The following is a 24590-nucleotide window of genomic DNA, read 5'->3' as shown; positions in this document are numbered from 1 at the left end:
GACTGTATGTAGGTTTATGACTTAACTAGTGCTGTATCCTGTTTCAGTCGTCCTAAGCATCCAACAGGGTAGGGCGGCTAAATAATGCCCTGCCATCCGGGTATTGAGCTGACTAGGGAAGTTGCTATTGCATGTGGCGTGAAACCAAAATTCTGCTTATCGATGACGATAGCGTACGCCGCCGTGATCTGGCGGTGATTCTAAATTTTCTGGGCGAAGAAAATTTAGCCAGCACCAGCCACGCATGGGAACAAGATGTCAGTCTGCTGACCTCCAGTCGCGAGGTGCTGTGTGTGCTGGTAGGCGCTGTAAACATCGCTGGCGGCATTTCGAGCTTGCTTAAGACAGTGGCAGAGTGGGATGAGTTCCTTCCCATTATGCTTTTAGGTGAAATTTCTTCGGCAGAGTTGCCTGAAGACCAACGTCGCCGTGTTCTGTCCAGCCTTGAAATGCCCCCCAGCTACAGCAAATTGCTTGATTCCCTGCACCGCGCCCAAGTCTATCGCGAGATGTACGACAAGGCTCGCGAGCGCGGCCGTCACCGTGAACCCAACCTGTTTCGTAGCCTGGTCGGTACCAGCCGTGCCATTCAGCACGTGCGTCAAATGATGCAGCAGGTGGCCGATACCGACGCCAGCGTATTGATCCTCGGTGAATCCGGCACGGGCAAGGAAGTGGTCGCGCGCAATTTGCACTACCACTCCAAGCGCCGCGACGCACCGTTTGTGCCGGTCAACTGCGGGGCAATTCCTGCCGAGTTGCTCGAAAGCGAATTGTTTGGTCATGAGAAGGGCGCCTTCACCGGCGCCATCACCAGCCGTGCCGGGCGTTTTGAGCTGGCCAATGGCGGCACGCTGTTTCTTGATGAAATCGGTGATATGCCACTGCCGATGCAGGTCAAACTGCTGCGTGTATTGCAGGAGCGCACCTTTGAGCGTGTGGGTAGCAACAAGACCCAGAGCGCGGATGTGCGCATTATTGCCGCTACGCACAAAAACCTCGAAAGCATGATTGAAGTCGGCGCTTTTCGCGAAGACTTGTATTACCGCCTCAATGTTTTCCCGATCGAAATGGCGCCGTTGCGTGAGCGTGTCGAAGACATCCCGTTGTTGATGAACGAGTTGATTTCGCGCATGGAGCATGAAAAGCGCGGTTCGATTCGCTTTAACTCTGTCTCGATCATGTCGTTGTGCCGACACGCCTGGCCGGGCAACGTCCGAGAGTTGGCCAACCTGGTCGAGCGTATGGCGATCATGCATCCGTATGGTGTGATTGGGGTTGCTGAGCTGCCGAAGAAATTCCGCTATGTAGACGACGATGACGAGCAGGCTCCGGACCCGATGTTCAGTGAAATGGAGGAGCGGGTAGCGATCAATAACAGCGTGCCTGACTTCAGCTCCTCTGCGATGCTGCCGCCCGAAGGGCTTGACCTCAAGGATTACCTGGGCGGCCTGGAGCAGGGGTTGATCCAGCAAGCGCTGGACGATGCCAACGGCATCGTCGCACGGGCAGCCGAACGCCTGCGCATTCGACGTACCACCCTGGTCGAAAAGATGCGCAAATACGGCATGAGCCGTCGCGAAGGCGAAGAGCAGTTGGACGATTGACCCTTCGCGTTTAAATCCGGGCCGCAGCGCAGCCCTTTGTGTTCTTCGGCAGCGGCTGCAGATCTGCATCAGAGTTTCAGGCACGGGTATTGCTTTGCTTGGTGTAACGAACCGTTTTATGACGGTCAGCCAAGCGAGAATGCCTCATGCCCCATACTGCCCAACACGCCTCGGCCCCTGATCTTGCAGGGCAGGGCCTCCCGCTTGCAACGCAGCCAGCCCGTCGCGAAGGACTGGAGCAAGCGTTCTCGCTGTTCAATGAAATGTCGACTCAGTTGAGCGATTCCTACAGCCTGCTCGAAGCCCGTGTGGCTGAGCTTAAAGGTGAGCTGGCCGTGGTCAGTGCTCAGCGCATGGCCGAGCTGGCCGAGAAAGAACGGCTGGCCAACCGGCTGCAAAACCTCCTTGATCTGTTGCCAGGCGGGGTCATCGTTATCGATGATCGCGGTCACGTGCGCGAGGCCAATCCGGCCGCCATTGAACTGCTGGGTGAGCCGCTGCAAGGCGAGTTGTGGCGGCAGGTGATTACTCGCTGTTTTGCGCCTCGTGAGGATGATGGTCACGAAGTGTCGCTCACGGATGGTCGGCGTCTGTCGATTGCCACCCGTTCGCTGGATGCAGAGCCCGGGCAGTTAGTGCTGCTCAATGATCTGACGCAAACCCGTCGCTTGCAGGATCAGCTCGCGCGCCATGAGCGTCTGTCATCACTGGGCCGCATGGTGGCCTCGTTGGCCCACCAGATTCGCACGCCGTTGTCCGCCGCGTTGATCTACGCCAGTCATTTGACTGAGCAGGAGCTGCCGGTGCAGACCCAGCAGCGTTTTGCCGGTCGCCTTAAAGAGCGGCTGCATGAGCTGGAGCATCAGGTGCGTGACATGCTGGTGTTTGCCCGTGGTGAATTGCCATTGGCGGACAGGGTGTCGCCCGCGGCCTTGATGCAAGCGCTGCAGTCGGCCGCCCAGGTTCATGTTCAGGGTGTGGCCATCCGCTGGCAGTGTGATGCTCATGAGGGGCAACTGCTGTGCAACCGAGACACGCTGGTCGGGGCGTTGCTGAATCTGATTGAAAACGCTCTGCAAGCCGGCACGCCTCAGGTACGCCTTAAAGTGCACCTGTATGCGCGGGGCACGGCGTTGCGCCTGTGCGTGAGTGACAGTGGCAGTGGCATTGCGCCCGGCGTGCTGGAGCGACTGGGCGAGCCTTTTTTCACCACCAAAGCCACGGGCACCGGGTTGGGGTTGGCGGTGGTCAATGCGGTGGTGCGCGCGCATCAAGGGCAATTGCACATGCGTTCGCGAATGGGGCGCGGCACCTGTGTGCTGATGAGCTTGCCGTTGATCCACGCCGCGCCGGAGCACAACTGATGGTCATGCGAATCAAAGTCCTGTTGGTCGAAGACGATCACGCTTTGCGTGAAGCCCTGGTGGACACGCTGATGCTGGCTGGGCATGGTTTTCATGCTGTGGCTTCGGCAGAAGAGGCGTTGCTGGCAGTGGCCGAGCAGCCATTCAGTCTGGTGGTCAGCGACGTCAATATGCCCGGCATGGATGGTCATCAACTGCTCAGCCGTTTACGTGCGACTCAGCCACAGTTGCCGGTGTTATTGATGACGGCGCACGGTGCCGTTGAGCGTGCTGTTGACGCGATGCGTCAAGGGGCGGCCGATTATCTGGTAAAGCCGTTTGAGCCCAAGGCGTTGCTGGATCTGGTGGCTCGCCACGCACTGGGCAGTCTGGGTGTGGTCGACACGCTTGGCCCGGTGGCGGTTGAGCCGGCCAGCGTGCAGTTACTGGAGTTGGCCGCTCGGGTGGCGCGCAGTGATTCGACGGTATTGATTTCGGGCGAGTCGGGCACGGGTAAAGAAGTGCTGGCTCGCTACATCCATCAGCATTCGAGCCGTGCCGAGCAGCCCTTTGTCGCGATCAACTGCGCAGCCATTCCCGACAACATGCTTGAAGCCACCTTGTTTGGTCATGAGAAGGGTTCCTTTACCGGCGCCATCGCGGCGCAGGCTGGCAAGTTCGAGCAAGCGGACGGCGGTACGTTGTTGCTCGACGAGATTTCCGAAATGCCCCTGAGTTTGCAGGCCAAATTACTGCGGGTGTTGCAAGAGCGCGAAGTGGAGCGGGTGGGCGGGCGCAAGCCGATTGCGCTGGATATTCGGGTGGTCGCCACGACCAACCGGGATCTTGCCGCCGAAGTGGCAGCGGGGCGCTTTCGTGAAGATTTGTTTTACCGGCTTTCGGTATTTCCGCTGGCCTGGCGTCCCTTGCGCGAGCGCACCGCGGATATTCTGCCGTTGGCCGAGCGCATGCTGGCCAGGCACATCAGCAAAATGAAGCACACGACGGTACGTTTCTCGTCTCAGGCCAAAGCGACCCTTATCGGCTACCCGTGGCCGGGCAATGTGCGTGAGCTGGACAATGCGCTCCAGCGCGCGCTGATTTTGCAGCAGGGTGGTTTGATCGAGGCGGCCGATTTTTGCCTGGCCGGGCCGGTGGCTTGTGCGCCGTTGCCGGTGCTGGCTGAAACCTTGCCGGTTGATGCGGGTGATGGCGCCGGGGCGTTGGGTGAAGACCTGCGCCGTCGTGAGTTTCAGATGATTATCGATACCCTGCGCAACGAGCGCGGGCGGCGCAAGGAAGCTGCTGAGCGACTGGGTATTAGCCCGCGTACCTTGCGCTACAAGCTGGCGCAAATGCGTGACGCCGGGATGGATGTAGAGGCGTATCTGTTTGCGTCGAGCTAGTTGCCCTCACCCTAACCCTCTCCCGGAGGGAGAGGGGACTGATTGGGGGATGTTCTAGCGATCATTCACCTTGAGTGCAGACACTGAATCCGAATTCAGCTCGGTAAAGCTCCCTCTCCTTTTGGGAGAGGGTTGGGGTGAGGGTTGATCTTGATTTCAATCCGCAGACGCGACGTTTTGTTACGTTAATCACACTATGTGGCATAGAGCTGGCATCTTTGTTGCTTTAACCCAGTAAGCGTTGTCCCAGCGTCAAAAAAATGCGGGTTGTCGGAGGCAGTGGTCCATGAGCCAAGGTATTGAATTTAATCGATTGATGTTGGATATGCGGGCCATGCAAATGGACGCTATGGCGCAATCGAAATCGTCTGTGCAAGCCGCGCCTGAAGCGGGTGCCAGTAGCTTCTCGGACATGCTCGGTAACGCGATCAATAAGGTCAGCGATACTCAGCAGGCGTCGACTCAACTCTCTAACGCTTTTGAGATCGGCAAGAGTGGTGTCGACCTGACGGATGTGATGATCGCCTCGCAAAAGGCCAGCGTTTCATTCCAGGCCTTGACCCAGGTACGAAACAAGCTGGTTCAATCGTACCAAGACATCATGCAGATGCCGGTTTAAGGGCGATATCAAGTCATGGCAGATGCACTCACGGATAACGTTCCGGCCAATACCGGCCCGGCGGGCGGCAAGCCCCCGCTGTTTGGTCTTTCCTTTCTGGACAACCTGGCTGATATGACCATGTTGCGTCAGGTCGGCCTTATGGTCGGTCTGGCAGCAAGCGTGGCAATCGGCTTTGCTGTAGTCCTGTGGTCGCAACAGCCCGACTACCGGCCGCTATACGGCAGTCTGGCCGGTATGGACGCCAAGCAGGTCACCGAAACCCTGGCCGCCGCCGACATTGCCTACACCGTTGAACCTAACTCGGGAGCCTTGCTGGTCAAGGCCGATGACGTTGCCCGTGCGCGTCTCAAGCTCGCCGCCGCCGGAGTCACGCCGACCGACAGCAATATCGGCTTTGAAATCCTCGACAAGGATCAAGGCCTGGGCACCAGCCAGTTCATGGAAGCCACGCGCTACCGCCGCGGTCTTGAAGGCGAACTGGCTCGCACCATTTCCAGCCTGAACAACGTCAAGGCTGCCCGCGTGCACCTGGCCATTCCCAAAAGCTCGGTCTTTGTCCGTGACGAACGCAAGCCCAGCGCCTCGGTGCTGGTCGAGTTGTACGCCGGGCGTTCGCTTGAGCCGGGGCAGGTATTGGCCATTATCAATCTGGTGGCCACCAGTGTTCCTGAACTGAGCAAGTCGCAGATCACGGTCGTCGACCAAAAGGGCAATCTGCTGTCTGATCAATCGGAAAACTCCGAATTGACCATGGCCGGCAAGCAGTTCGATTACAGCCGCCGCATGGAAGGCCTGCTCACCCAGCGCGTGCACAACATCCTGCAACCGGTGCTGGGCAACGACCGCTACAAGGCTGAAGTATCCGCCGATGTCGATTTCAGCGCAGTCGAGTCCACTTCCGAACAGTTCAACCCGGATCAACCGGCGCTGCGCAGCGAGCAATCGACCAACGAGCAGCGCACTGCCAGCAATGGTCCGCAAGGCGTCCCGGGGGCGTTGAGCAATCAGCCGCCTGGCCCGGCCACGGCACCGCAGCAAACGGGGCAAGCCGCCGGTGCGGGCGCTGGCATGGTTCAGCCCGGCCAGCCTTTGCTTGATGCCAACGGTCAGCAGATCATGGACCCGGCCACCGGCCAGCCCATGCTCGCGCCGTACCCGGCGGACAAACGCACGCAGTCGACGCGCAACTTTGAGCTCGACCGCTCCATCAGTCACACCAAGCAGCAGCAGGGCAAGGTCAATCGCCTGTCGGTGGCCGTGGTGATCGACGACAAGGTCAACGTCAACCCCGCTAACGGTGAAATTACCCAGGTGCCGTGGACCAGCGATCAATTGGCGCGCTTTACCCGTCTGGTACAGGACGCCGTGGGTTTCGATGCCAGCCGGGGTGACAGCGTCAGTGTGATCAACGTGCCGTTCTCCGCCGAACGCGCAGAAGTCATAGCCGATATCCCGTTTTATTCGCAGCCCTGGTTCTGGGATGTGCTGAAACAAGGGTTGGGTGTGCTGTTTATTCTGGTGCTGGTGTTTGGCGTGTTGCGCCCGGTGCTCAATAACCTCACCGGCAACGGTCGCAACAAGCAGGTGGCGGGTATTGGCAGCGACGCCGAGCTGGCCGGCATGGGCGGTCTGGATGGCGAACTGGCCAACGACCGGGTCAGCCTGGGCGGGCCTAAAAGCATCCTGTTGCCTAGCCCGAGCGAAGGCTATGACGCACAGTTGAATGCCATCAAAAGTCTGGTAGCAGAAGACCCGGGCCGTGTGGCTCAGGTCGTTAAAGAGTGGATCAATGCCGATGAGTGATAACCGCGCCGCCGCGAACGCCAAGCTGAGCCGCGTCGACAAGGCCGCGATCCTGTTGCTGTCACTCGGTGAAGCCGATGCGGCCCAGGTGCTGCGACATATGGGCCCCAAAGAGGTCCAGCGGGTGGGTGTGGCGATGGCGCAAATGCGCAACGTACACCGCGAGCAGGTCGAGCAGGTGATGAGCGAGTTCGTCGAGATCGTCGGCGATCAAACCAGCCTTGGCGTTGGCTCCGACAGCTACATCCGCAAAATGTTGACCTCGGCGCTGGGCGAAGACAAGGCCAACGGCTTGATCGACCGGATTCTGCTGGGTGGCAACACCAGCGGCCTCGACAGCCTGAAATGGATGGAGCCGCGTGCGGTGGCGGATGTCATTCGTTACGAGCATCCGCAAATTCAAGCCATCGTGGTGGCGTACCTCGACCCGGATCAGGCGGGTGAAGTGCTCGGCCACTTTGATCAAAAAGCGCGTCTGGACATCATCCTGCGCGTGTCGTCGCTCAATACCGTGCAGCCGGCAGCGCTCAAAGAACTGAACCAGATCCTCGAAAAACAGTTCTCCGGCAACTCCAATTCGGCCCGCACCTCTTTGGGCGGGATCAAGCGTGCGGCTGACATCATGAACTTCCTCGACAGTTCGATAGAAGCGCAGTTGATGGATTCGATTCGCGATATCGACGAGACCCTGTCCGGTCAGATCGAAGACCTCATGTTTGTGTTCAACAACCTGGCCGATGTTGACGACCGCGGTATTCAGGCGCTGCTGCGCGAAGTCTCCTCCGATGTGCTGGTGCTGGCGCTCAAAGGGTCTGACGACAACGTGCAGGAGAAAATCTTCAAGAACATGTCCAAACGAGCGGCCGAACTGCTGCGCGACGATCTCGAAGCCAAGGGCCCTGTTCGCGTCAGTGACGTCGAGACGGCGCAGAAGGAAATCCTCACCATCGCCCGCCGTATGGCCGAAGCCGGAGAAATCGTTCTCGGCGGGAAGGGCGGCGAAGAGATGATCTAAGTGAGTAACGGTGACTCTCCGGGAGATGTGATTCGCGCCAAGGATGTGGGTGCTTTTGATCTGTGGGGCCTGCCCAGCTTCGACCCGTGGCGTGAGCCGGTCGAGCCTGAGCCCGAGCCCGTTGAAGAAATGGTCGACGAGGTTGAAGAAGTGCCACTGGATGAAGTCCAGCCACTGACCCTCGAAGAGCTCGAAAGCATCCGTCAGGAGGCTTATAACGATGGCTTCGCGACCGGCGAAAAAGAAGGTTTTCACAGTACCCAGCTCAAGGTGCGTCAAGAGGCCGAGGCCGCACTGACGGCCAAGGTGGCCAGTCTCGAACATTTGATGAACAACCTCATGGCGCCGTTGGCCGAGCAGGACATGCAGCTTGAAAAAGCCATGGTCGGACTGGTGGAGCACATGACGCGTCAGGTCATCCAGCGCGAAATGAAAACCGACTCACGGCTCATCGAACAGGTGCTGCGCGAAGGCCTGAAACTGTTGCCGATGGGGGCTGACAATATCCGCCTGTTTATCAACCCCCAGGATTTTGAGCAGATCAAAGCCCTGCGCGAGCGCCATGAAGAGCGCTGGCGAATTGTTGAAGACGACACGCTGCAACCCGGTGGTTGCCGCATTGAAACTGAACACAGTCGTATCGACGCCAGTATCGAGACGCGCATCAAGCGGGCGATGAGCCAACTGTTCGATCAGCTTCACGAGCAAGCGCTGCACCCGGCCGCGCCAGACATCGCTGTCGACCTGGACACCCCTGATGCGCCTTGAGCGAACCAGTTTTGCCAAGCGCCTGAGCACCTATGCGCCGGCCGTATCATTGCCTGCCCAGCCGGTGGTCGAAGGTCGCCTGCTGCGCATGGTCGGTCTCACCCTCGAAGCTGAAGGCCTGCGTGCCGCGATGGGCAGCCGTTGCCTGGTGATCAACGACGACAGTTTTCATCCGGTCGAAGTCGAAGCTGAAGTGATGGGTTTTTCCGGCAGCAAGATTTTCCTGATGCCCGTGGGCAGTGTCGCCGGGATCGCGCCGGGCGCCCGCGTGGTGCCGTTAGCCGATACCGGGCGCTTGCCCATGGGCATGAGCATGCTCGGGCGTGTGCTGGACGGGGCGGGCAGGGCGCTGGACGGCAAAGGCGGGATGAAAGCCGAGGACTGGGTGCCAATGGACGGCCCAACCATCAACCCGCTCAACCGCGATCCCATCAGCGTGCCACTGGATGTGGGTATTCGCAGCATCAACGGGCTATTGACGGTGGGTCGCGGTCAGCGGCTTGGCCTGTTTGCCGGTACGGGTGTGGGCAAGAGTGTGCTGCTGGGGATGATGACGCGCTTCACCGAGGCCGACATTATCGTGGTGGGCCTGATCGGTGAGCGGGGCCGCGAGGTGAAGGAGTTCATCGAGCACAGTCTGGGTGAAGAAGGTCTCAAGCGTTCGGTGGTGGTCGCCTCGCCTGCCGATGATGCGCCGTTGATGCGCTTGCGTGCGGCGATGTACTGCACGCGGATTGCTGAATACTTTCGCGACAAGGGCAAGAATGTCTTGTTGCTGATGGACTCGCTCACCCGATTCGCCCAGGCTCAGCGAGAAATCGCGCTGGCCATTGGCGAGCCCCCTGCCACCAAGGGCTATCCGCCCTCCGTATTTGCCAAATTGCCCAAGCTGGTCGAGCGCGCCGGTAATGCCGAAGCCGGGGGCGGCTCCATTACTGCCTTTTACACCGTGCTGTCCGAAGGTGATGACCAGCAAGACCCGATTGCAGACTCGGCGCGGGGCGTGCTCGACGGTCATATCGTGCTATCCCGGCGCTTGGCCGAAGAGGGCCATTACCCGGCGATCGATATTGAAGCCTCTATCAGCCGGGTCATGCCTGCGGTGGTGACGGTAGAGCACATGCGCCGCGCTCAGCAGTTCAAGCAACTGTGGTCGCGCTTCCAGCAAGCGCGGGACTTGATCAGTGTGGGTGCCTACGTGCCGGGCGGTGACCGCGAAACCGATACGGCCATCGCCTTGCAGCCCGCGATGGTGGGCTACTTGCGTCAAGGCCTTAACGACAAGATCGGCATGGCTGAAAGCGAAGGTCATCTGGCCTCTCTCTTTGCTCCAGCAGCAGGCGGGTAACTATTCGTGGCCAAGGATGGAAGAGCAGCGCGCCTTGCGCCTGTGGTCGACATGGCCGAGAAAACCGAAAAAGCGGCGGCCATGCGCCTTGGGCACTTTCAGGGGCAGGTCAACCTGGCCAACAGCAAGCTCGGCGATCTCGAAAACTTTCGTGGCGACTACCAGGCGCAATGGGTCGAGCGCGGCAGTCAGGGTGTGAGTGGGCAATGGATGCGCAACTACCAGTACTTTCTTAATCAGCTGGAAACCGCAGTTACCCAGCAACGGCAAAGTCTGGTGTGGCATGAGAACAACCTCAACAAGGCTCGCGAAACCTGGCAGCAGGCCTACGCCCGTGTAGAAGGGTTGCGCAAGCTGGTGCAGCGCTACGCCGATGAAGCCCGCCAGCTCGAAGACAAGCGCGAACAAAAGCTGATGGACGAATTGTCTCAGCGTCTGGTGCGTATAACGCCAATCGAGTAACCACTGGCGAGCAGCGAAGGTTGCACGTGCTCCGTTTTCAGACCGTCTATAGTCTCCCTGTCAAACCGACACCTGACACGGGAGCAAGCTTATGGCGGTTACGTCCGTAATCTCGGAAGACGGCAGCAAACTGACAATCGCGATCAAAGGCCGGTTCGATTTTGCCAAGCACCAAGAATTTCGTGACGCTTACGAAAAACTTCAACCCAAGCCTAAGTCGATCGTGGTGGACTTGAAGGAAGCCACCTACCTCGACAGTTCGGCGCTGGGGATGTTGTTGATGTTGCGCGACTATGCAGGCGGAGATGACTCGGACATCCGGGTCATCAACAGTAGCTCGGATGTGAGCAAAACCCTGGAGATTTCTAACTTCAACAAGCTGTTCGATATCCCGTGAACAGCCCGCTGACGATACTGATTGCCGAAGATAATGCGGTCGATCGTCTATTGCTGTCACGGATCGTGCAGAGGCAGGGGCATCAGGTGCTGTTAGCGGCCAATGGTGCTGAGGCGGTCGAGCTTTTTGTCCGCGAACGTCCACATCTGGTGTTGATGGACGCCTTGATGCCGGTGATGGACGGGTTTGAGGCCACTCGCCAGATCAAGGCGCTGGCCGGGGATGCGCTGGTGCCGGTGATCTTCCTTACTTCGCTTGATCACGCGCATGCGTTGGCGCGTACGCTTGAAGCGGGGGGCGATGATGTGCTGATCAAGCCTTACAACCCGTTGGTGCTGGCGGCGAAAATCACCGTGATGGATCGCTTGCGGCGCTTGCAAGACACGGTGTTGCAACAGCGCGATCAGATCGTGCGGCACAACCTCTATCTGCTCAATGAACAGCGTGTGGCCAAAGCGGTGTTTGACCGGGTGGCGCACTCGGGCTGTTTGAGTGCGCCCAATATTCATTATTTGCAGTCACCCTATGCGCTCTTCAACGGCGACTTATTGCTGGCTGCCTACACCCCGACCGGCGATACACACCTGCTGCTTGCCGACTTTACCGGGCATGGGTTGCCCGCTGCGATTGGCGCGATGCCGCTGGCTGAAGTGTTCTACAGCATGACGGCCAAGGGCTACAGGCTGGGCGAAATACTTCGCGAAATGAATGCCAAGCTCAAGCGCATCTTGCCCACAGACATGTTTTGCTGCGCCACATTGGCCTGTGTAAGCGCGCTGCGGCGCAGTGTAGAAGTCTGGAATGGCGGTATGCCCGATGGCTATCTCCTGAGTCGGGCGGGTCATGACGCGATCCTGACTTCGCAGCATTTGCCTTTGGGGGTATTGCCTGCGCAGCGCTTCGACCATGGCACGCAGGTGTGGCCGATGCTGCCCGGTGATCAGCTGTTTTTATTGACGGATGGGGTGGTCGAGACCAGTGGTCCCGATGATCAGCTGTTTGGGGTTGAGCGCTTGCAGCGGGTAATGGCCAACAACCGCGACCCGCACCAGTTGATTGCCGAGGTTGAACAGGCGCTTCGCGATTTTCAAGGGAGCAGCCGTGATGACGTCAGCATGGTACACATCACCTCACAGTTACCGCAGAAGTTGGGTGCGCCGGCCATGCTTTATTCCGACAGTGGCCAGTGCAGTCCCCTGGACTGGTCGGCCAGCTTTGAGTTTCGTGCCCTTTCACTGCAACAGTTCAACCCGCTCCCCTATCTGCTGCAATTGTTGATGGAAGTTCATGGGTTGCGACCCCAAGGGGCGGTTATTCATGCAGTGCTGTCCGAGCTTTACAGCAATGCTCTGGAGCATGGCGTGCTGGGGCTGGACTCAAGCCTCAAACGCGACCCTCAAGGGTTTACAAAATATTACGAGCTGCGCAAAGAGCGCCTGGCAGTCCTGCAAGACGGTTATGTGCGTGTGAAATTACACGTAATCCCCCTGCGCAAAGGCGGTAGGGCGGTGCTTTGCGTGGAAGACAGCGGTGCTGGCTTTGATGTCGCCAGCATACTGGCCAGACCGCTGGACAGAGACCGTTTATCGGGTCGCGGGGTCAGTTTGATCCGGCAAATGTGCCCACAGGTGCATTGGTCCGACGATGGTCGAAGCGCCACCGTAGAGTTTTCATGGGAGGCTCAGGCATAATCTGTCCATTCTTGATCAAGGAGTGAGCAAGTGTCTGACATTCATATGGACCCCAACGTGGTCAGTGCTTTACGCGACATGATGGAGGGTGGGTTTGCCGACCTGCTCGATACCTTTCTTTCCGACTCGCAAGAGCGCCTTGACCAGCTCAAGTCCGCCCATCTCGCCAGCGACCTGACATTGGTTGCGCACAGCTTCAAAGGCAGCAGCAGCAACATGGGTGCCATTCGTTTGGCGCACCTGTGTGGTCAGCTTGAAGAGCGTGCACATAAAAAGCAGTTGGCCGGAGTCGAGAAACTCGTCATCGAAATCAGCGATGAGTACCAAATGGTACGTCGACTTTACGTCGCCGAGCGACAGCGTTACGCCGCATCCGAGTCGGCCTCGAACTAATCGGGCCAAACTGGCCCGAACCTTGCTCTGAATCTCTGACCTGCACCTACGCCTGCCGTGCAGCGGAGACTCATCAATGCCATTTGCTGCCAACCCGCTTCTATCATCACCTGCCGCCTCAGCGTCCAAGGCCGCTGCCAGCAAGGCTGCGCAGCCTGTTGAAGCTGGCGACCAAAAATTTTCCAGGGTGTATGCCAAGGCGTCCGATCCAGTGTTTAACAAAGCACCGGAGCCGGCTGCCAAGGGTGTGGCGGGCGCCGACACATCATCGACCGTTGCCGATAGCGGCAAATCCTTGCCTGCCGGCAAGGCCAAGGAAACTGCTGACACTGACCTGAACAACACCTCCCCGGGCGACACAGCCTCTGCGCCTGAGCCGGTTGCCGTGGTCCCGGTGGTCGACTTAACCGAGACTCAGCCCACAGTCGAGACGACTCAGGTCGATGCTCAGGCGCCACCACTGCCCAACGTGGCATTGATCGCCGCCCAGGTTCAGCCTGACCCGGTAGTGGACGACACCGCAGAACCGCCCGCCGACCCGTTGGACAATCTGCCTGCATTGCGTCTGGCGATGGAGCAGGGCGGTCATATATCTGCCGGTAGCAAGTCACCTGCCAAATCGGGTGTCGCTGACACCCTGGCGGCGAACGCTCAAGGGCCTGTCGCGACAGCGGCCCTGTTGAACGACACGCAAGCCGATGCCTCTGAACCTGGCGAAGGTGGCGACAAAGCGTTTAAAGGTCTGGTCGAAGAAGGCCTTAAAGACCTCAAAAGCGCGTCCAGCGACACGCGGGTCGATGACTTCGCCAACCGTCTTGCTGCACTGACTCAGGCGGCGGTGCCCAAAACAGCCAACGCGCTGCCGATCAACCAGCCCTTGGCCATGCATCAGAGCGGTTGGTCCGAAGAAGTGGTAAACCGGGTGATGTACCTGTCCAGTGCCAACCTCAAATCGGCGGACATCCAATTAGAGCCTGCGGAATTGGGGCGTCTGGATATTCGCGTCAACATCAGCGCCGATCAGGCGGCTCAAGTGAATTTTGTCAGCGGTCATGCGGGTGTGCGTGAGGCGCTGGACAGCCAAATGCACCGCCTGCGGGAGATGTTTGCCCAGCAGGGTATGGGGCAAGTCGATGTGAATGTTTCTGATCAATCGCGTCAATGGCAAGGTCAGGGGCAGGAGCGTCAGGCACAGAATAGCTCTGGGGGCCAAAGGCTTGAAAGCAATGGTGCTGAGGATCATGCGGGCGCTGTAGCAGAGGCTCTAGCGCCAAGTGTCGTACTGGGTAGCAGTGCGGTGGATTACTACGCGTAAGCCCCGGCCTTATAGCCGCGGCGCAAATCTTGTAGCAGCTGTCGAGTAATGCGAGGCTGCGTTCGACGATGCAATCGTCGCAAGCGCTATGAGCACGATGTATCTGAAGCAAAGTTCTTGGCCATTCTGCTAGGTCTGATTGAACTGTCTTGCGACGGCTTTGCCGCCGATCGCAGCCTCGCGGAGCTCGTCAGCTCCTACAGGGCTTTCTCACCTTCCAGATATGCTTTCACTCACACGCGCAGAGCAGTTTTGTTCAATACATGGCCCCGCTCAAGGTGATCTCCTTGACGCTCAGTCATAGAGCGGAGAGCAGGGACCATGAGTGTATTTTTATCAATGGCAGCGTTTGCATTAGCCGCGTCCATTTCCCCCGGGCCGGTCAATGTCGTGGCCCTGAGTTGCGGGATGCAATATGGCCTGGGTGCCACTTTGCGTCATGTGTTGGGCGCCACGGTAGGCTTCGTCGTGCTGCTGTTGTTTACCGGTTTTGGCCTGCACGAAGTGCTGGAACGGTGGCCGGTACTGACCGAGCTGATTCGCTGGGCAGGCATGGCATTTTTGCTGTACCTGGCCTGGAAGCTGGCCGTCAGTGACGGGCGCCTCGACGTTCAGGGCTCCATCCCGCCGCCATCTTTTATGCAGGGTGCTGCCATGCAATGGCTTAACCCTAAAGCCTGGCTGGCGGCTATAGCGGGCATGGGGGCGTTTGTCGCCAGTGGCGAAGCGACGCTGATCGGCTGGTTTGCGTTGATCTATTTTGTGGTCTGCTACCTGTCCGTCGGCTGTTGGGCCTACGCCGGTGCGTTTCTGGCTCGATTTTTACGCAGCGCGCCGCGCATTCGTCTACTCAATCGCAGCATGGCAGTCATGCTGGCCGGCTGTGCCGCGTCGTTGCTGATGATTTAAGCCTTGTATTGGCCGGGTGTAGCGGCGATGTGTTTTTTGAACACGCGCTGGAAGTGTGCCTGGTCTGAGAAACCGGCTTGCTGGGCAATGTCGGCGATCGACGCCCCGTTGCGCAGTTGCTTTTGCGCATGCTGTATCCGCCGATTGAGCAAATAGGCATGGGGTGTCATGTGATAGCGCAATTCAAAAGCGCGTATCAGGTAGGCCTCGGACAAGTTCGCTGCTTCACACATGTCCTGCAAGCGCACGGTGCTCAGGTAATGCGCATCGATGTATTGCGCTACCCGTTCGACTTTGGGGCTGGTCATTTTCAAAGGCACAGAGGGGCGGCCAATTTTCTGCTGCATCAGCGTGAAAAAACCAATCGCGGCTTCATGCTTGGCCAGTACCGCGACGCTGGGGTCGACCAGTGTTGCGTAGAAGTCGACAAGGCCTTTGAAGACCTCTGCGGACAGTGTGTAAGTGGCGGCAACAGGTTCAAAAACCTGATTTTCAATCGAATCTGAGGCGTGCTGAATGCCCGCCAGCCACTGTGCGTCTACATACAACATCACGTAAGACCAAGGCTGATCGTCGACCGGATTGCAGGCGTGCACGTCCCCCGGATTCATCACCACGACGGTTTCGGCGCAGATTTCACGGCGGGTCTTTTCGTGCAAGTACTCACAGCGCCCTGAAGTGATCGCGCCGATGGAAAAAATTGTGTGGGAGTGTCGGGCGTAGCTGACCTTACGACCGTCCGCAATCGAGCGTGCCTCGATGAATGGCAACTGAGGGTCGCGCCAGAACTGGGGGGTTGCGCTGGGTACGTCAAGCAGCATGGCGTTTACCTGAGCATGAGCCTGCATGAGGGTGAACCGACTTTACGATGAACCTGCCTCTGACGACAACGCAGTACCTTGTTGATTGTCTGAATCTCTCCTCGATCCTGCTTCTGGCATAACACTTGCTCTGCCTTTGCGTGCACCTGTGAAACCCTAAAAGTGACGGATTATTGGCATGGCGACGAGCGACGCAGTAAAGGATCCCGCCGATAAAGGCAAACTCAAACTGATTATCCTGATCGCGGTGGCTGTGCTGCTGGCGATGGGCGCGTCAGTGGGCGCGACCTGGTATTTCATGAAGTCCGCCGACAAGGATTCCGCGACGGTGGCCCAGGCTTCCAGCGCTAAGCTGCCTGCCATTTACGAGGCCATGTCGCCGGCGTTTGTGGTTAATTTCAATGCCAATGGCCGTCAGCGCTACATGCAAGTGAGCATGAGCCTGCAGGCCCGCGATCAGGATGACCTCAATGCGCTTAAGGTGCATATGCCGGTCATTCGCAATAATTTGGTGATGCTCTTTTCCGGGCAGTCGTTCGATGACCTGGCCACCCCGGTCGGCCAGGAAATGCTGCGTCAGAAAGCGACGGCCAGCGTGCAGGAAGTCGCACAGAAGGAACTCGGAAAAGTAGTTATCGATCAGGTGCTCTTTACTAACTTTGTATTGCAGTAGGACCACGACATGGCCGTGCAAGACCTGCTGTCCCAGGATGAAATTGACGCGCTGTTACATGGCGTCGACGACGGTCTGGTACAGGCCGAAGTAGCTGCCGAGCCCGGCAGTGTCAAAAGTTACGACCTGACCAGTCAGGACCGGATTGTCCGGGGCCGCATGCCGACCCTGGAAATGATCAATGAACGTTTCGCCCGTTATACCCGCATCAGCATGTTCAACATGCTGCGTCGTTCGGCGGACGTGGCGGTGGGCGGGGTGCAGGTGATGAAGTTCGGCGAATATGTGCATTCGCTGTACGTACCCACCAGTCTTAACCTGGTCAAGATCAAACCGTTGCGCGGCACGGCGCTGTTCATCCTCGATGCCAAGCTGGTGTTCAAGCTGGTGGACAACTTCTTTGGCGGTGATGGTCGTCACGCCAAGATCGAAGGCCGTGAGTTTACGCCTACCGAGTTGCGCGTGGTGCGCATGGTGCTGGAGCAGGCCTTCATCGACTTGAAGGAAGCCTGGCAGGCGATCATGGAAGTCAATTTCGAGTACATCAACTCGGAAGTGAATCCTGCGATGGCCAATATCGTCGGCCCCAGCGAAGCCGTTGTGGTCTCGACCTTTCATATCGAACTCGATGGAGGCGGCGGCGATCTCCACGTCACCATGCCGTACTCGATGATTGAGCCGGTGCGTGAAATGCTCGATGCCGGGTTCCAGTCCGACCTTGACGATCAGGACGAGCGCTGGAGCAAGGCCCTGCGTGAAGACGTGCTGGACGTCAACGTGCCCTTGAGTGCCACCGTGGCCAGACGTCAGTTGCGTCTGCGCGATATTTTGCATATGCAACCGGGGGATGTGATCCCCGTTGAGCTGAATGACGAACTGGTGATGCGCGCCAACGGCGTGCCCTCGTTCAAGGTCAAGCTGGGCTCGCACAAAGGCAATCTTGCCTTGCAAGTGGTTGAGCCTATCGGTCGGCGCTAAGCGCCGGCTCTTTTAAAAAATGCTGTGTTAACGATTGACTGCTCGCCGAGGACACCCATGGCTAACGAACACGATACAACCGCTGCAGACCAGGCGCTGGCTGATGAATGGGCGGCAGCGCTGGAGGAAACCGGCGATGTCGGTCAGGCCGACATTGATGCGCTGCTGGCGGCCGATGCAGCCAGCAAACCGGTGTCCAATCGCCTCGCCATGGAAGAGTTCGGGAGCGTGCCGCGCAATAACGATCCGGTGACGCTGGATGGCCCCAATCTGGATGTGATTCTGGACATTCCGGTGTCTATTTCCATGGAAGTGGGCAGCACTGAGATCAACATCCGCAACCTGCTGCAACTCAACCAGGGGTCGGTGATCGAACTGGATCGTCTGGCCGGCGAGCCGCTGGATGTGCTGGTTAACGGCACCCTGATCGCTCACGGCGAAGTGGTGGTGGTCAACGAAAAGTTTGGTATCCGTCTGACCGACGTGATCAGCCCAAGCGAACGCATCAAGAAGCTGCGCTAAGTGAAGCGACTTCTCGGCGGTTTATTGGCGCTGCCTCTCGGCGCGCTGGCAGCAGAGCCGGTGATCAGCGCAGCGGCCACGGCGGCGCCTGTGGTGAGTGCAGGCGTGGGTGGCCAACTGATGCAGTTGGTCATGGGCTTGTTGCTGGTGCTGGGGCTGATTTTTGCCTTGGCCTGGTTGCTGCGGCGGGTGCAGAACACCGGTTCACGGCAGGGGCAGGTCATAGAACTGATCAGCTCAAGGGCGCTGGGTGCGCGTGACCGCCTGGTGCTCGTACAGGTAGGCGACGAACAGATTCTGCTGGGTCTGACGCCGGGGCGCATTACGCCCTTGCATGTGCTTAAAGAGCCCGTACACGTGCCGGACGCTGCACAAAAGGCTACCCCCGAATTTGCCAAACGCTTGATGGAAGTACTGGGTCAGCAAAAGGACAAGCCGTAATGCGTTTAGTTGTCGCGCTGTTTTTAGCGTTGCTTGCACCGTTGGCGTGGGGGGCTGATCCGCTGTCCATCCCGGCCATCACGCTGGGCACCGGTGCCAACGGTCAGCAGGAATACTCGGTCAGCCTGCAAATTCTGTTGATCATGACCGCGCTGAGCTTTATTCCGGCGTTCGTCATGCTGATGACCAGCTTTACCCGGATCATCATCGTGTTCTCGATCCTGCGTCAGGCGCTGGGTTTGCAACAAACCCCCTCGAACCAGATCCTCACCGGCATGGCACTGTTCCTGACGATGTTTATCATGGCGCCCGTGTTCGACAAGGTGAACAACGACGCCCTGCAGCCCTATCTCGCTGAAAAACTGTCCGCGCAGGACGCTATTCTCAAGGCTGAAGGTCCGATCAAGGACTTTATGCTGGCGCAGACCCGTACCAGCGATCTCGACTTGTTTATGCGCCTGTCCAAGCGTACTGACATTGCCACGCCCGATGCTGCGCCCTTGACCATTCTGGTGCCGGCCTTTGTAACGTCTGAGCTGAAGACCGCGTTCCAGATCGGCTTTATGATTTTCATCCCGTTCCTGATCATCGATCTGGTGGTGGCCAGTGTGTTGATGGCCATGGGCATGATGATGCTCTCGCCGTTGATTATCTCGCTGCCGTTCAAAATCATGTTGTTTGTACTGGTCGATGGCTGGGCGCTGATTATTGGCACCTTGGCCAGCAGTTTTGGCGGGGTATAGCGCATGACGCCGGAAGTTGCGGTTGATCTGTTTCGCAGCGCGCTGTGGCTGACCACGATGATGGTCGCGGTGCTGGTTATCCCCAGTTTGCTGGTGGGGCTGCTGGTGGCAATGTTTCAGGCGGCCACCCAAATCAACGAACAAACCCTGAGCTTTCTGCCGCGCCTGTTGGTCATGCTGGTGACCTTGATCGTGGCCGGACCGTGGCTGGTGCAAACCTTTATGGAATACATCCTGCAGTTGTACGGCAGCATCCCGCAGTTGATCGGCTAAATGTCACTGCTCGCCCTGACAGACGCGCAGATCAGTACTTGGGTCGCCAGCTTTATGCTGCCGCTGTTCCGGGTGGGTGCTTTGCTGACGACTATGCCGATCATTGGCACGACCCTGGTGCCCAAGCGCATCAAGCTGTTTCTGTCGCTGGCAATCACCCTGGCGATCATGCCCAGCTTGCCGCCGCTGCCCACCGTCAACCCGCTGGACCTGAGCGGCATGATGCTGATCGCCGAACAAATCGTGATCGGTGCCTTGCTGGGTTTCTCGCTGCAACTGTTCTTTCAGGCGTTTGTAGTGGCTGGGCAGATTGTCGCGATCCAGATGGGCATGGGCTTTGCCTCGATGGTCGACCCGGCCAACGGCGTCAACGTGGCGGTCATCGGGCAGTTTTTCACCATGCTGGTGACGTTGTTGTTTTTGTCCATGAACGGACATTTAGTGGTGTTTGAGGTGCTCACCGAAAGCTTCACTACCTTGCCGGTGGGTGGCGGGCTGCTGACCAATCACTATTGGGAAATCGCCAACAAGCTCGGTTGGGTGTTGGGCGCAGCCTTGTTGCTGGTGTTGCCGGCGATCACCGCTTTGCTGGTGGTCAATATTGCCTTTGGTGTGATGACCCGCGCTGCGCCGCAACTGAACATCTTCGCCATCGGCTTTCCGCTGACGCTGGTGTTGGGCATGGTGATTCTGTGGATCAGCATGGCTGACATCCTCAACCAGTATCAGCCGCTGGCCTCTGAGGCGTTGCAGTTTCTTCGCGAACTGGCGAGGGCCAAATAGTGGCAGAAAGCGAAAGTGGTGCCGATAAAACAGAAGACCCCACGGAGAAGCGAAAAAAGGACTCCAGGGAAAAGGGTGAAATCGCGCGCTCCAAAGAGCTCAACACCTTGGCCATCATGCTGGCCGGCTCTATAGGCTTGCTGATTTTTGGCGGCGCGTTGGCCCAGGACATGATGGAGTTGATGCGTTACAACTTCAGCATCAGCCGCGAGACCCTGCTTAACACCGACTCGATGGGCGCGTTTTTACTGCACTCCGGCAAAGTCGCCTTGCTCGCCGTGCAGCCGGTATTGATCACCTTGTTGATCGCCGCGCTGGTGGGGCCTATCGCACTGGGCGGGTGGTTGTTTGCAGCAGGCAGCATGGCGCCAAAATTCAGCCGCATGAACCCTGCCGCTGGGCTCAAGCGCATGTTCTCGGCCAAGGCGCTGGTCGAGTTGCTCAAAGCCTTGGCCAAGTTTTTTATCATCCTGATTGTCGCGTTGCTGGTCTTGAAGTCCGATATTGACGACTTGTTGCGTATCGCTCAGGAACCCCTTGAGCAGGCGGTGATTCACAGTCTGCAGGTGGTGGCCTGGAGCGCTTTGTGGATGGCTTGCGGGTTGATCCTGATCGCAGCGGTGGACGTGCCGGTGCAGTTGTGGGAAAGCCACAAGAAGCTGCTGATGACCAAGCAGGAAGTGCGCGACGAGCACAAGGATCAGGAGGGTCGTCCTGAGGTCAAGCAGCGCATTCGCCAGTTGCAAAGGGAGATGTCCCAGCGACGCATGATGTCGGCCATTCCGGACGCTGATGTGATCATTACCAACCCGACCCATTACGCGGTGGCGCTCAAATACGACCCGGAGAAGGGTGGGGCGCCGATGTTGCTGGCCAAGGGCAGTGATTTTCTGGCATTGAAAATTCGTGAGATCGGCGCCAAGCACAACATTTTGCTGCTGGAATCGCCTGCATTGGCGCGGTCAATCTATTACTCCACCGAGCTCGAGCAGGAAATTCCGGCGGGGTTGTACCTGGCCGTGGCGCAGGTGCTGGCGTACGTGTACCAGATTCGCCAACACCAGGCTGGGAAGGGCAAGCGGCCTGATCCCCTTGACGATTTGCCGATTCCGCCGGATTTACGTCGCGATGAATAACCGAAGTCTCAACATGCGATTCTCGGGGTGCTGTCAGGATTGACCGATTCACTGTCATTTTTGTCAGTAGAGGCTTCGTGCAAATCTGCTTAACTTGAAACGGCAGGTGTCATATTAATTCGTGTGCAGGCAAGGAGAGGCGCGATGTCGATCGAGTTAACCCTGATTCCTGATGGTGCTGTACGCACTTATGCGTTGAGTGATTCTTTTGCCACGGCCCATGTGGATCTGGATGGGTTATTCCCCAAGTTCCCTGCGCTGGAGGGTACTTTTGCGATTTTCTGGATTGATCAATTATCGGATCAACGCATCGTCGGGTTTAGCACCGAAGGCTCCAACTTGCTGGCAGTCATTTCTTTGCCCACAGCTCCGCAAGGGTGGGGCAGTGAGGAGTATTACTCCGCGATCATGGATCGGTGTTTCAAGGAACGTGACAGCATCCTGCAATTTTTGCGCAAATCTCTGAGCTTTGAAGGCATCAATGGGCGTTGTGTGCGCAGTTTTATCCTGTGCAACCTGGTGCGTCAGTTGCAGTTGGACAGCGTACCGGTCTGGAAAGATCGTCCGCGAACCCGTGATGGTCGTTGTGGCGACATCTTGATTGGTGGGCATGGTAGCGAGCGTTACGAGCCAAATCGCAAGATTGACGTGGTGTTTGGCGCCAACAGCAGTGCGTGTCTGGTGATTGATTTGGGTGAATGGCGCTGGAATTGATGGCGGGTCCCATACCCTCACCCTAGCCCTCTCCCAGAGGGAGAGGGGACTAAAAGCAGATGTGCGCAACGCCACCCATCAAGCCCTTTCTCGCAGAGGCAGAGGTAGAGGGGGGCTAAAAGAGGATATCCGCAACGCCAACAACCTAGTCCCCTCTCCCTCTGGGAGAGGGTTAGGGTGAGGGTAGCTTTTGATTCTGATGTGGCAATTGGCCAAAGTTGGAAGGCTTCTTGCAAAGGCAGGCTTTACGGCGCATTCAGCGTCAAAAGTTTGCTAAAGGTTTGTTGCAATGTCATTGGATCGCTCTCAGTTAATCAACACAGCCCGTAATGGCCTGGCCGGTTTGGGGCAAGGGCAGTTGGGCGTGCCGTTGCTGCTGTTGGTGATGCTGGCAATGATGATGTTGCCGATTCCGCCTTTTCTCCTCGATGTGTTTTTTACCTTCAACATTGCCCTCTCCATCGTTGTGCTGCTGGTCTGCGTCTACGCGCTGCGCCCGTTGGATTTCGCGGTATTCCCCACTATTTTGCTGGTCGCGACGTTGATGCGCCTGGCACTCAACGTGGCTTCCACCCGAGTGGTCATGCTCCACGGTCAGGACGGCCATGCCGCGGCCGGCAAGGTGATTCAGGCCTTTGGCGAGGTGGTGATCGGCGGCAATTATGTCGTTGGTATCGTGGTCTTCGCCATTTTGATGATCATCAACTTTGTGGTTGTGACCAAAGGTGCCGGGCGCATTTCCGAGGTGAGCGCACGCTTCACCCTCGACGCCATGCCCGGTAAGCAAATGGCCATTGATGCTGACCTCAACGCGGGCCTGATCGATCAGAATCAAGCCAAGCTGCGTCGTCAGGAAGTCGCCCAGGAGGCCGAGTTTTACGGCTCGATGGACGGCGCCAGTAAATTCGTGCGCGGTGATGCCATCGCCGGTCTGTTGATCCTGTTTATTAACCTGATCGGCGGCATAGCCGTGGGTATCTTTCAGCACGGCATGACCTTTACCGACGCCGGCAAGGTTTACGCCTTGCTGACCATCGGTGACGGTTTGGTGGCGCAGCTGCCTTCGTTGCTGCTGTCCACCGCTGCGGCGATTATGGTTACCCGTGCCTCCGGCTCCGAAGACATGGGCAAGCAGATCAACCGGCAGATGTTTGCCTCGCCCAAAGCATTGGCGGTGTCGGCGGGCTTGATGGCGGTCATGGGTATCGTGCCGGGCATGCCGCACTTCTCCTTTCTGAGCCTGGCGGCCGTCGCCGGTGGCGTGGCGTATTTGATGTGGAAGAAGCAAAACGCAGCCAAAACTCAAGCCTTGCAGGAAGTGAAGTTGCAACAAGACCTGCTGCCGTCCCCGGCCCGTGCCCAAGAGACCAAAGAGCTGGGTTGGGATGACGTCACGCCTATCGACATGATTGGCCTTGAAGTGGGTTATCGACTTATTCCGTTGGTGGACCGCAATCAGGGTGGTCAATTGCTGGCGCGGATCAAGGGCGTGCGCAAGAAGCTTTCTCAGGATCTGGGCTTTCTGATGCCCACCGTGCACATTCGCGACAACCTTGATCTGGCCCCCAGCGCCTACCGCTTGACCTTGATGGGCGTGATTCTGGCCGAGGCCGAGATTTACCCGGATCGAGAAATGGCAATCAACCCGGGGCAGGTGTTTGGCACGCTCAACGGCATCACCACCCAAGACCCGGCCTTTGGCCTCGAAGCGGTGTGGATCGAGGTCAGCCAGCGCAATCAGGCCCAGTCGCTGGGTTACACCGTGGTTGACGCCAGCACGGTCGTGGCCACCCATTTGAACCAGATTCTGTACAAGCACTCCCATGAGCTGATCGGTCATGAGGAAGTGCAGCAATTGATGCAGTTGCTGGCCAAGTCTTCGCCCAAATTGGCAGAGGAACTGGTACCGGGCGTATTGAGCCTCTCACAGCTGCTCAAAGTGTTGCAGGCGCTGCTGGCCGAGCAGGTGCCCGTGCGCGATATTCGCAGCATTGCCGAAGCCGTCGCCAACAACGCTCACAAGAGTCAAGATACTGCCGCTTTGGTGGCCGCCGTGCGTGTCGGGTTGTCCCGCGCTATCGTGCAAAGCATTGTAGGCGTTGAGTCCGAGCTGCCTGTGATCACCCTGGAACCCAGGTTGGAACAAATATTGCTCAATAGTTTGCAAAAGGCCGGACAAGGCCAGGAAGAGGGCGTTTTGCTGGAACCGAGCATGGCTGAAAAGCTACAGCGCTCATTGATTGACGCGGCTCAGCGTCAGGAAATGCAAGGCAACCCGGTGATCTTGCTGGTGGCAGGCCCGGTACGCGCAATGCTTTCGCGGTTTGGCCGTTTGGCGGTACCTAACCTGCATGTGCTGGCGTACCAGGAAATCCCGGATAACAAGCAAGTCACGATTGTTGCGACAGTAGGCCCGAACGGCTGAGG

25 protein-coding genes are annotated in these 24590 nt (G+C 58.1%); 24 read left to right on the top strand and 1 reads right to left on the bottom strand.

The window, feature by feature from the left end; all coding sequences use genetic code 11:
* The first annotated feature begins 131 nt into the window (after positions 1–131).
* The 14 genes from FJD38_RS01330 to FJD38_RS01265 all read left to right on the top strand — a co-directional run bounded on the left by FJD38_RS01330 (position 132) and on the right by FJD38_RS01265 (position 15079).
* On the top strand, positions 132–1607 hold the full coding sequence (locus tag FJD38_RS01330; RefSeq protein ID WP_146383712.1) for a sigma-54 dependent transcriptional regulator: 1476 nt from the start codon (positions 132–134) through the stop codon (positions 1605–1607).
* A gap of 146 nt (positions 1608–1753) precedes the next feature.
* A complete protein-coding gene (locus FJD38_RS01325; RefSeq protein ID WP_146383711.1) occupies positions 1754–2971 on the top strand; it encodes a sensor histidine kinase in 1218 nt (405 codons plus the stop codon).
* Positions 2972–2976: 5 nt separating this feature from the next.
* Complete coding sequence (locus FJD38_RS01320) at positions 2977–4356, top strand: sigma-54-dependent transcriptional regulator (protein WP_146384587.1); 1380 nt, start codon at positions 2977–2979, stop codon at positions 4354–4356.
* A gap of 286 nt (positions 4357–4642) precedes the next feature.
* The gene (fliE, locus tag FJD38_RS01315; RefSeq protein ID WP_122783028.1) at positions 4643–4975 is read left to right on the top strand and encodes a flagellar hook-basal body complex protein FliE; all 333 of its coding nucleotides are present in this window, start codon (positions 4643–4645) and stop codon (positions 4973–4975) included.
* A gap of 15 nt (positions 4976–4990) precedes the next feature.
* Complete coding sequence (fliF, locus tag FJD38_RS01310) at positions 4991–6781, top strand: flagellar basal-body MS-ring/collar protein FliF (protein ID WP_122783027.1); 1791 nt, start codon at positions 4991–4993, stop codon at positions 6779–6781.
* Positions 6774–7796 (top strand): flagellar motor switch protein FliG, encoded by a 1023-nt coding sequence (gene fliG / locus FJD38_RS01305; RefSeq protein ID WP_122783060.1) that lies wholly within the window; start codon positions 6774–6776, stop codon positions 7794–7796. Before fliF ends, fliG begins: the two co-directional genes overlap by 8 nt.
* Positions 7797–8564, top strand: a complete 768-nt coding sequence (gene fliH, locus FJD38_RS01300) for a flagellar assembly protein FliH (RefSeq protein ID WP_146383710.1) — start codon at positions 7797–7799, stop codon at positions 8562–8564. It abuts the gene before it with no gap.
* Complete coding sequence (gene fliI, locus FJD38_RS01295) at positions 8554–9912, top strand: flagellar protein export ATPase FliI (protein ID WP_146383709.1); 1359 nt, start codon at positions 8554–8556, stop codon at positions 9910–9912. The genes fliH and fliI overlap by 11 nt, the downstream gene beginning before the upstream one ends.
* Before the next feature lie 6 nt (positions 9913–9918).
* Positions 9919–10374 carry a flagellar export protein FliJ gene (gene fliJ / locus FJD38_RS01290; RefSeq protein ID WP_146383708.1) on the top strand — a complete coding sequence of 152 codons (456 nt, stop codon included), beginning with the start codon at positions 9919–9921 and terminating at the stop codon, positions 10372–10374.
* Between the two features lie 91 nt (positions 10375–10465).
* Complete coding sequence (locus tag FJD38_RS01285) at positions 10466–10771, top strand: STAS domain-containing protein (RefSeq protein WP_146383707.1); 306 nt, start codon at positions 10466–10468, stop codon at positions 10769–10771.
* On the top strand, positions 10768–12462 hold the full coding sequence (locus FJD38_RS01280; protein ID WP_146383706.1) for an ATP-binding SpoIIE family protein phosphatase: 1695 nt from the start codon (positions 10768–10770) through the stop codon (positions 12460–12462). Before FJD38_RS01285 ends, FJD38_RS01280 begins: the two co-directional genes overlap by 4 nt.
* A 30-nt stretch (positions 12463–12492) precedes the next feature.
* A complete protein-coding gene (locus FJD38_RS01275; protein WP_146383705.1) occupies positions 12493–12855 on the top strand; it encodes an Hpt domain-containing protein in 363 nt (120 codons plus the stop codon).
* Positions 12856–12931: 76 nt separating this feature from the next.
* A complete protein-coding gene (locus FJD38_RS01270) occupies positions 12932–14170 on the top strand; it encodes a flagellar hook-length control protein FliK (protein ID WP_146383704.1) in 1239 nt (412 codons plus the stop codon).
* 321 nt (positions 14171–14491) lie between these two features.
* Positions 14492–15079, top strand: a complete 588-nt coding sequence (locus tag FJD38_RS01265; RefSeq protein WP_146383703.1) for a LysE family translocator — start codon at positions 14492–14494, stop codon at positions 15077–15079.
* On the opposite strand, the gene FJD38_RS01260 is transcribed toward FJD38_RS01265, so the two are convergent.
* The gene (locus tag FJD38_RS01260) at positions 15076–15900 is read right to left on the bottom strand and encodes an AraC family transcriptional regulator (RefSeq protein WP_167654223.1); all 825 of its coding nucleotides are present in this window, start codon (positions 15898–15900) and stop codon (positions 15076–15078) included. The genes FJD38_RS01265 and FJD38_RS01260 overlap by 4 nt on opposite strands.
* A gap of 178 nt (positions 15901–16078) precedes the next feature.
* Between FJD38_RS01260 and fliL the strand changes: the two genes are divergently transcribed.
* The 10 genes from fliL (at position 16079) to flhA (ending at position 24588) form a co-directional block, all read left to right on the top strand.
* A complete protein-coding gene (gene fliL / locus FJD38_RS01255) occupies positions 16079–16573 on the top strand; it encodes a flagellar basal body-associated protein FliL (RefSeq protein ID WP_146383701.1) in 495 nt (164 codons plus the stop codon).
* 9 nt (positions 16574–16582) lie between these two features.
* Positions 16583–17551, top strand: a complete 969-nt coding sequence (gene fliM / locus FJD38_RS01250) for a flagellar motor switch protein FliM (RefSeq protein WP_122783016.1) — start codon at positions 16583–16585, stop codon at positions 17549–17551.
* Positions 17552–17608: 57 nt separating this feature from the next.
* Complete coding sequence (fliN, locus tag FJD38_RS01245; protein ID WP_122783015.1) at positions 17609–18073, top strand: flagellar motor switch protein FliN; 465 nt, start codon at positions 17609–17611, stop codon at positions 18071–18073.
* The gene (gene fliO, locus FJD38_RS01240) at positions 18074–18514 is read left to right on the top strand and encodes a flagellar biosynthetic protein FliO (protein WP_122783014.1); all 441 of its coding nucleotides are present in this window, start codon (positions 18074–18076) and stop codon (positions 18512–18514) included.
* Positions 18514–19257: a flagellar type III secretion system pore protein FliP gene (gene fliP, locus FJD38_RS01235; RefSeq protein WP_122783013.1), complete on the top strand. Its 744-nt coding sequence runs from the start codon at positions 18514–18516 to the stop codon at positions 19255–19257. The genes fliO and fliP overlap by 1 nt, the downstream gene beginning before the upstream one ends.
* Positions 19258–19260: 3 nt before the next feature.
* A complete protein-coding gene (gene fliQ, locus FJD38_RS01230) occupies positions 19261–19530 on the top strand; it encodes a flagellar biosynthesis protein FliQ (protein ID WP_122783012.1) in 270 nt (89 codons plus the stop codon).
* Complete coding sequence (gene fliR, locus FJD38_RS01225; protein WP_122783011.1) at positions 19531–20313, top strand: flagellar biosynthetic protein FliR; 783 nt, start codon at positions 19531–19533, stop codon at positions 20311–20313. It begins immediately after the preceding gene.
* Positions 20313–21449 (top strand): flagellar biosynthesis protein FlhB, encoded by a 1137-nt coding sequence (gene flhB / locus FJD38_RS01220; RefSeq protein ID WP_146383700.1) that lies wholly within the window; start codon positions 20313–20315, stop codon positions 21447–21449. The genes fliR and flhB overlap by 1 nt, the downstream gene beginning before the upstream one ends.
* 144 nt (positions 21450–21593) lie before the next feature.
* A complete protein-coding gene (locus FJD38_RS01215; protein ID WP_122783009.1) occupies positions 21594–22163 on the top strand; it encodes a hypothetical protein in 570 nt (189 codons plus the stop codon).
* A gap of 295 nt (positions 22164–22458) precedes the next feature.
* Positions 22459–24588 (top strand): flagellar biosynthesis protein FlhA, encoded by a 2130-nt coding sequence (flhA, locus tag FJD38_RS01210; RefSeq protein ID WP_122783059.1) that lies wholly within the window; start codon positions 22459–22461, stop codon positions 24586–24588.
* The last annotated feature ends 2 nt before the right edge of the window (positions 24589–24590 follow it).

Origin of the sequence: Pseudomonas saxonica (genome assembly GCF_007858365.1) — a bacterium.
GTDB classification, from domain to species: Bacteria; Pseudomonadota; Gammaproteobacteria; order Pseudomonadales; family Pseudomonadaceae; genus Aquipseudomonas; species Aquipseudomonas saxonica.
The sequence above is the reverse complement of the archived record's forward strand: the minus strand, read 5'-3'. Positions and strand labels throughout refer to the sequence as shown.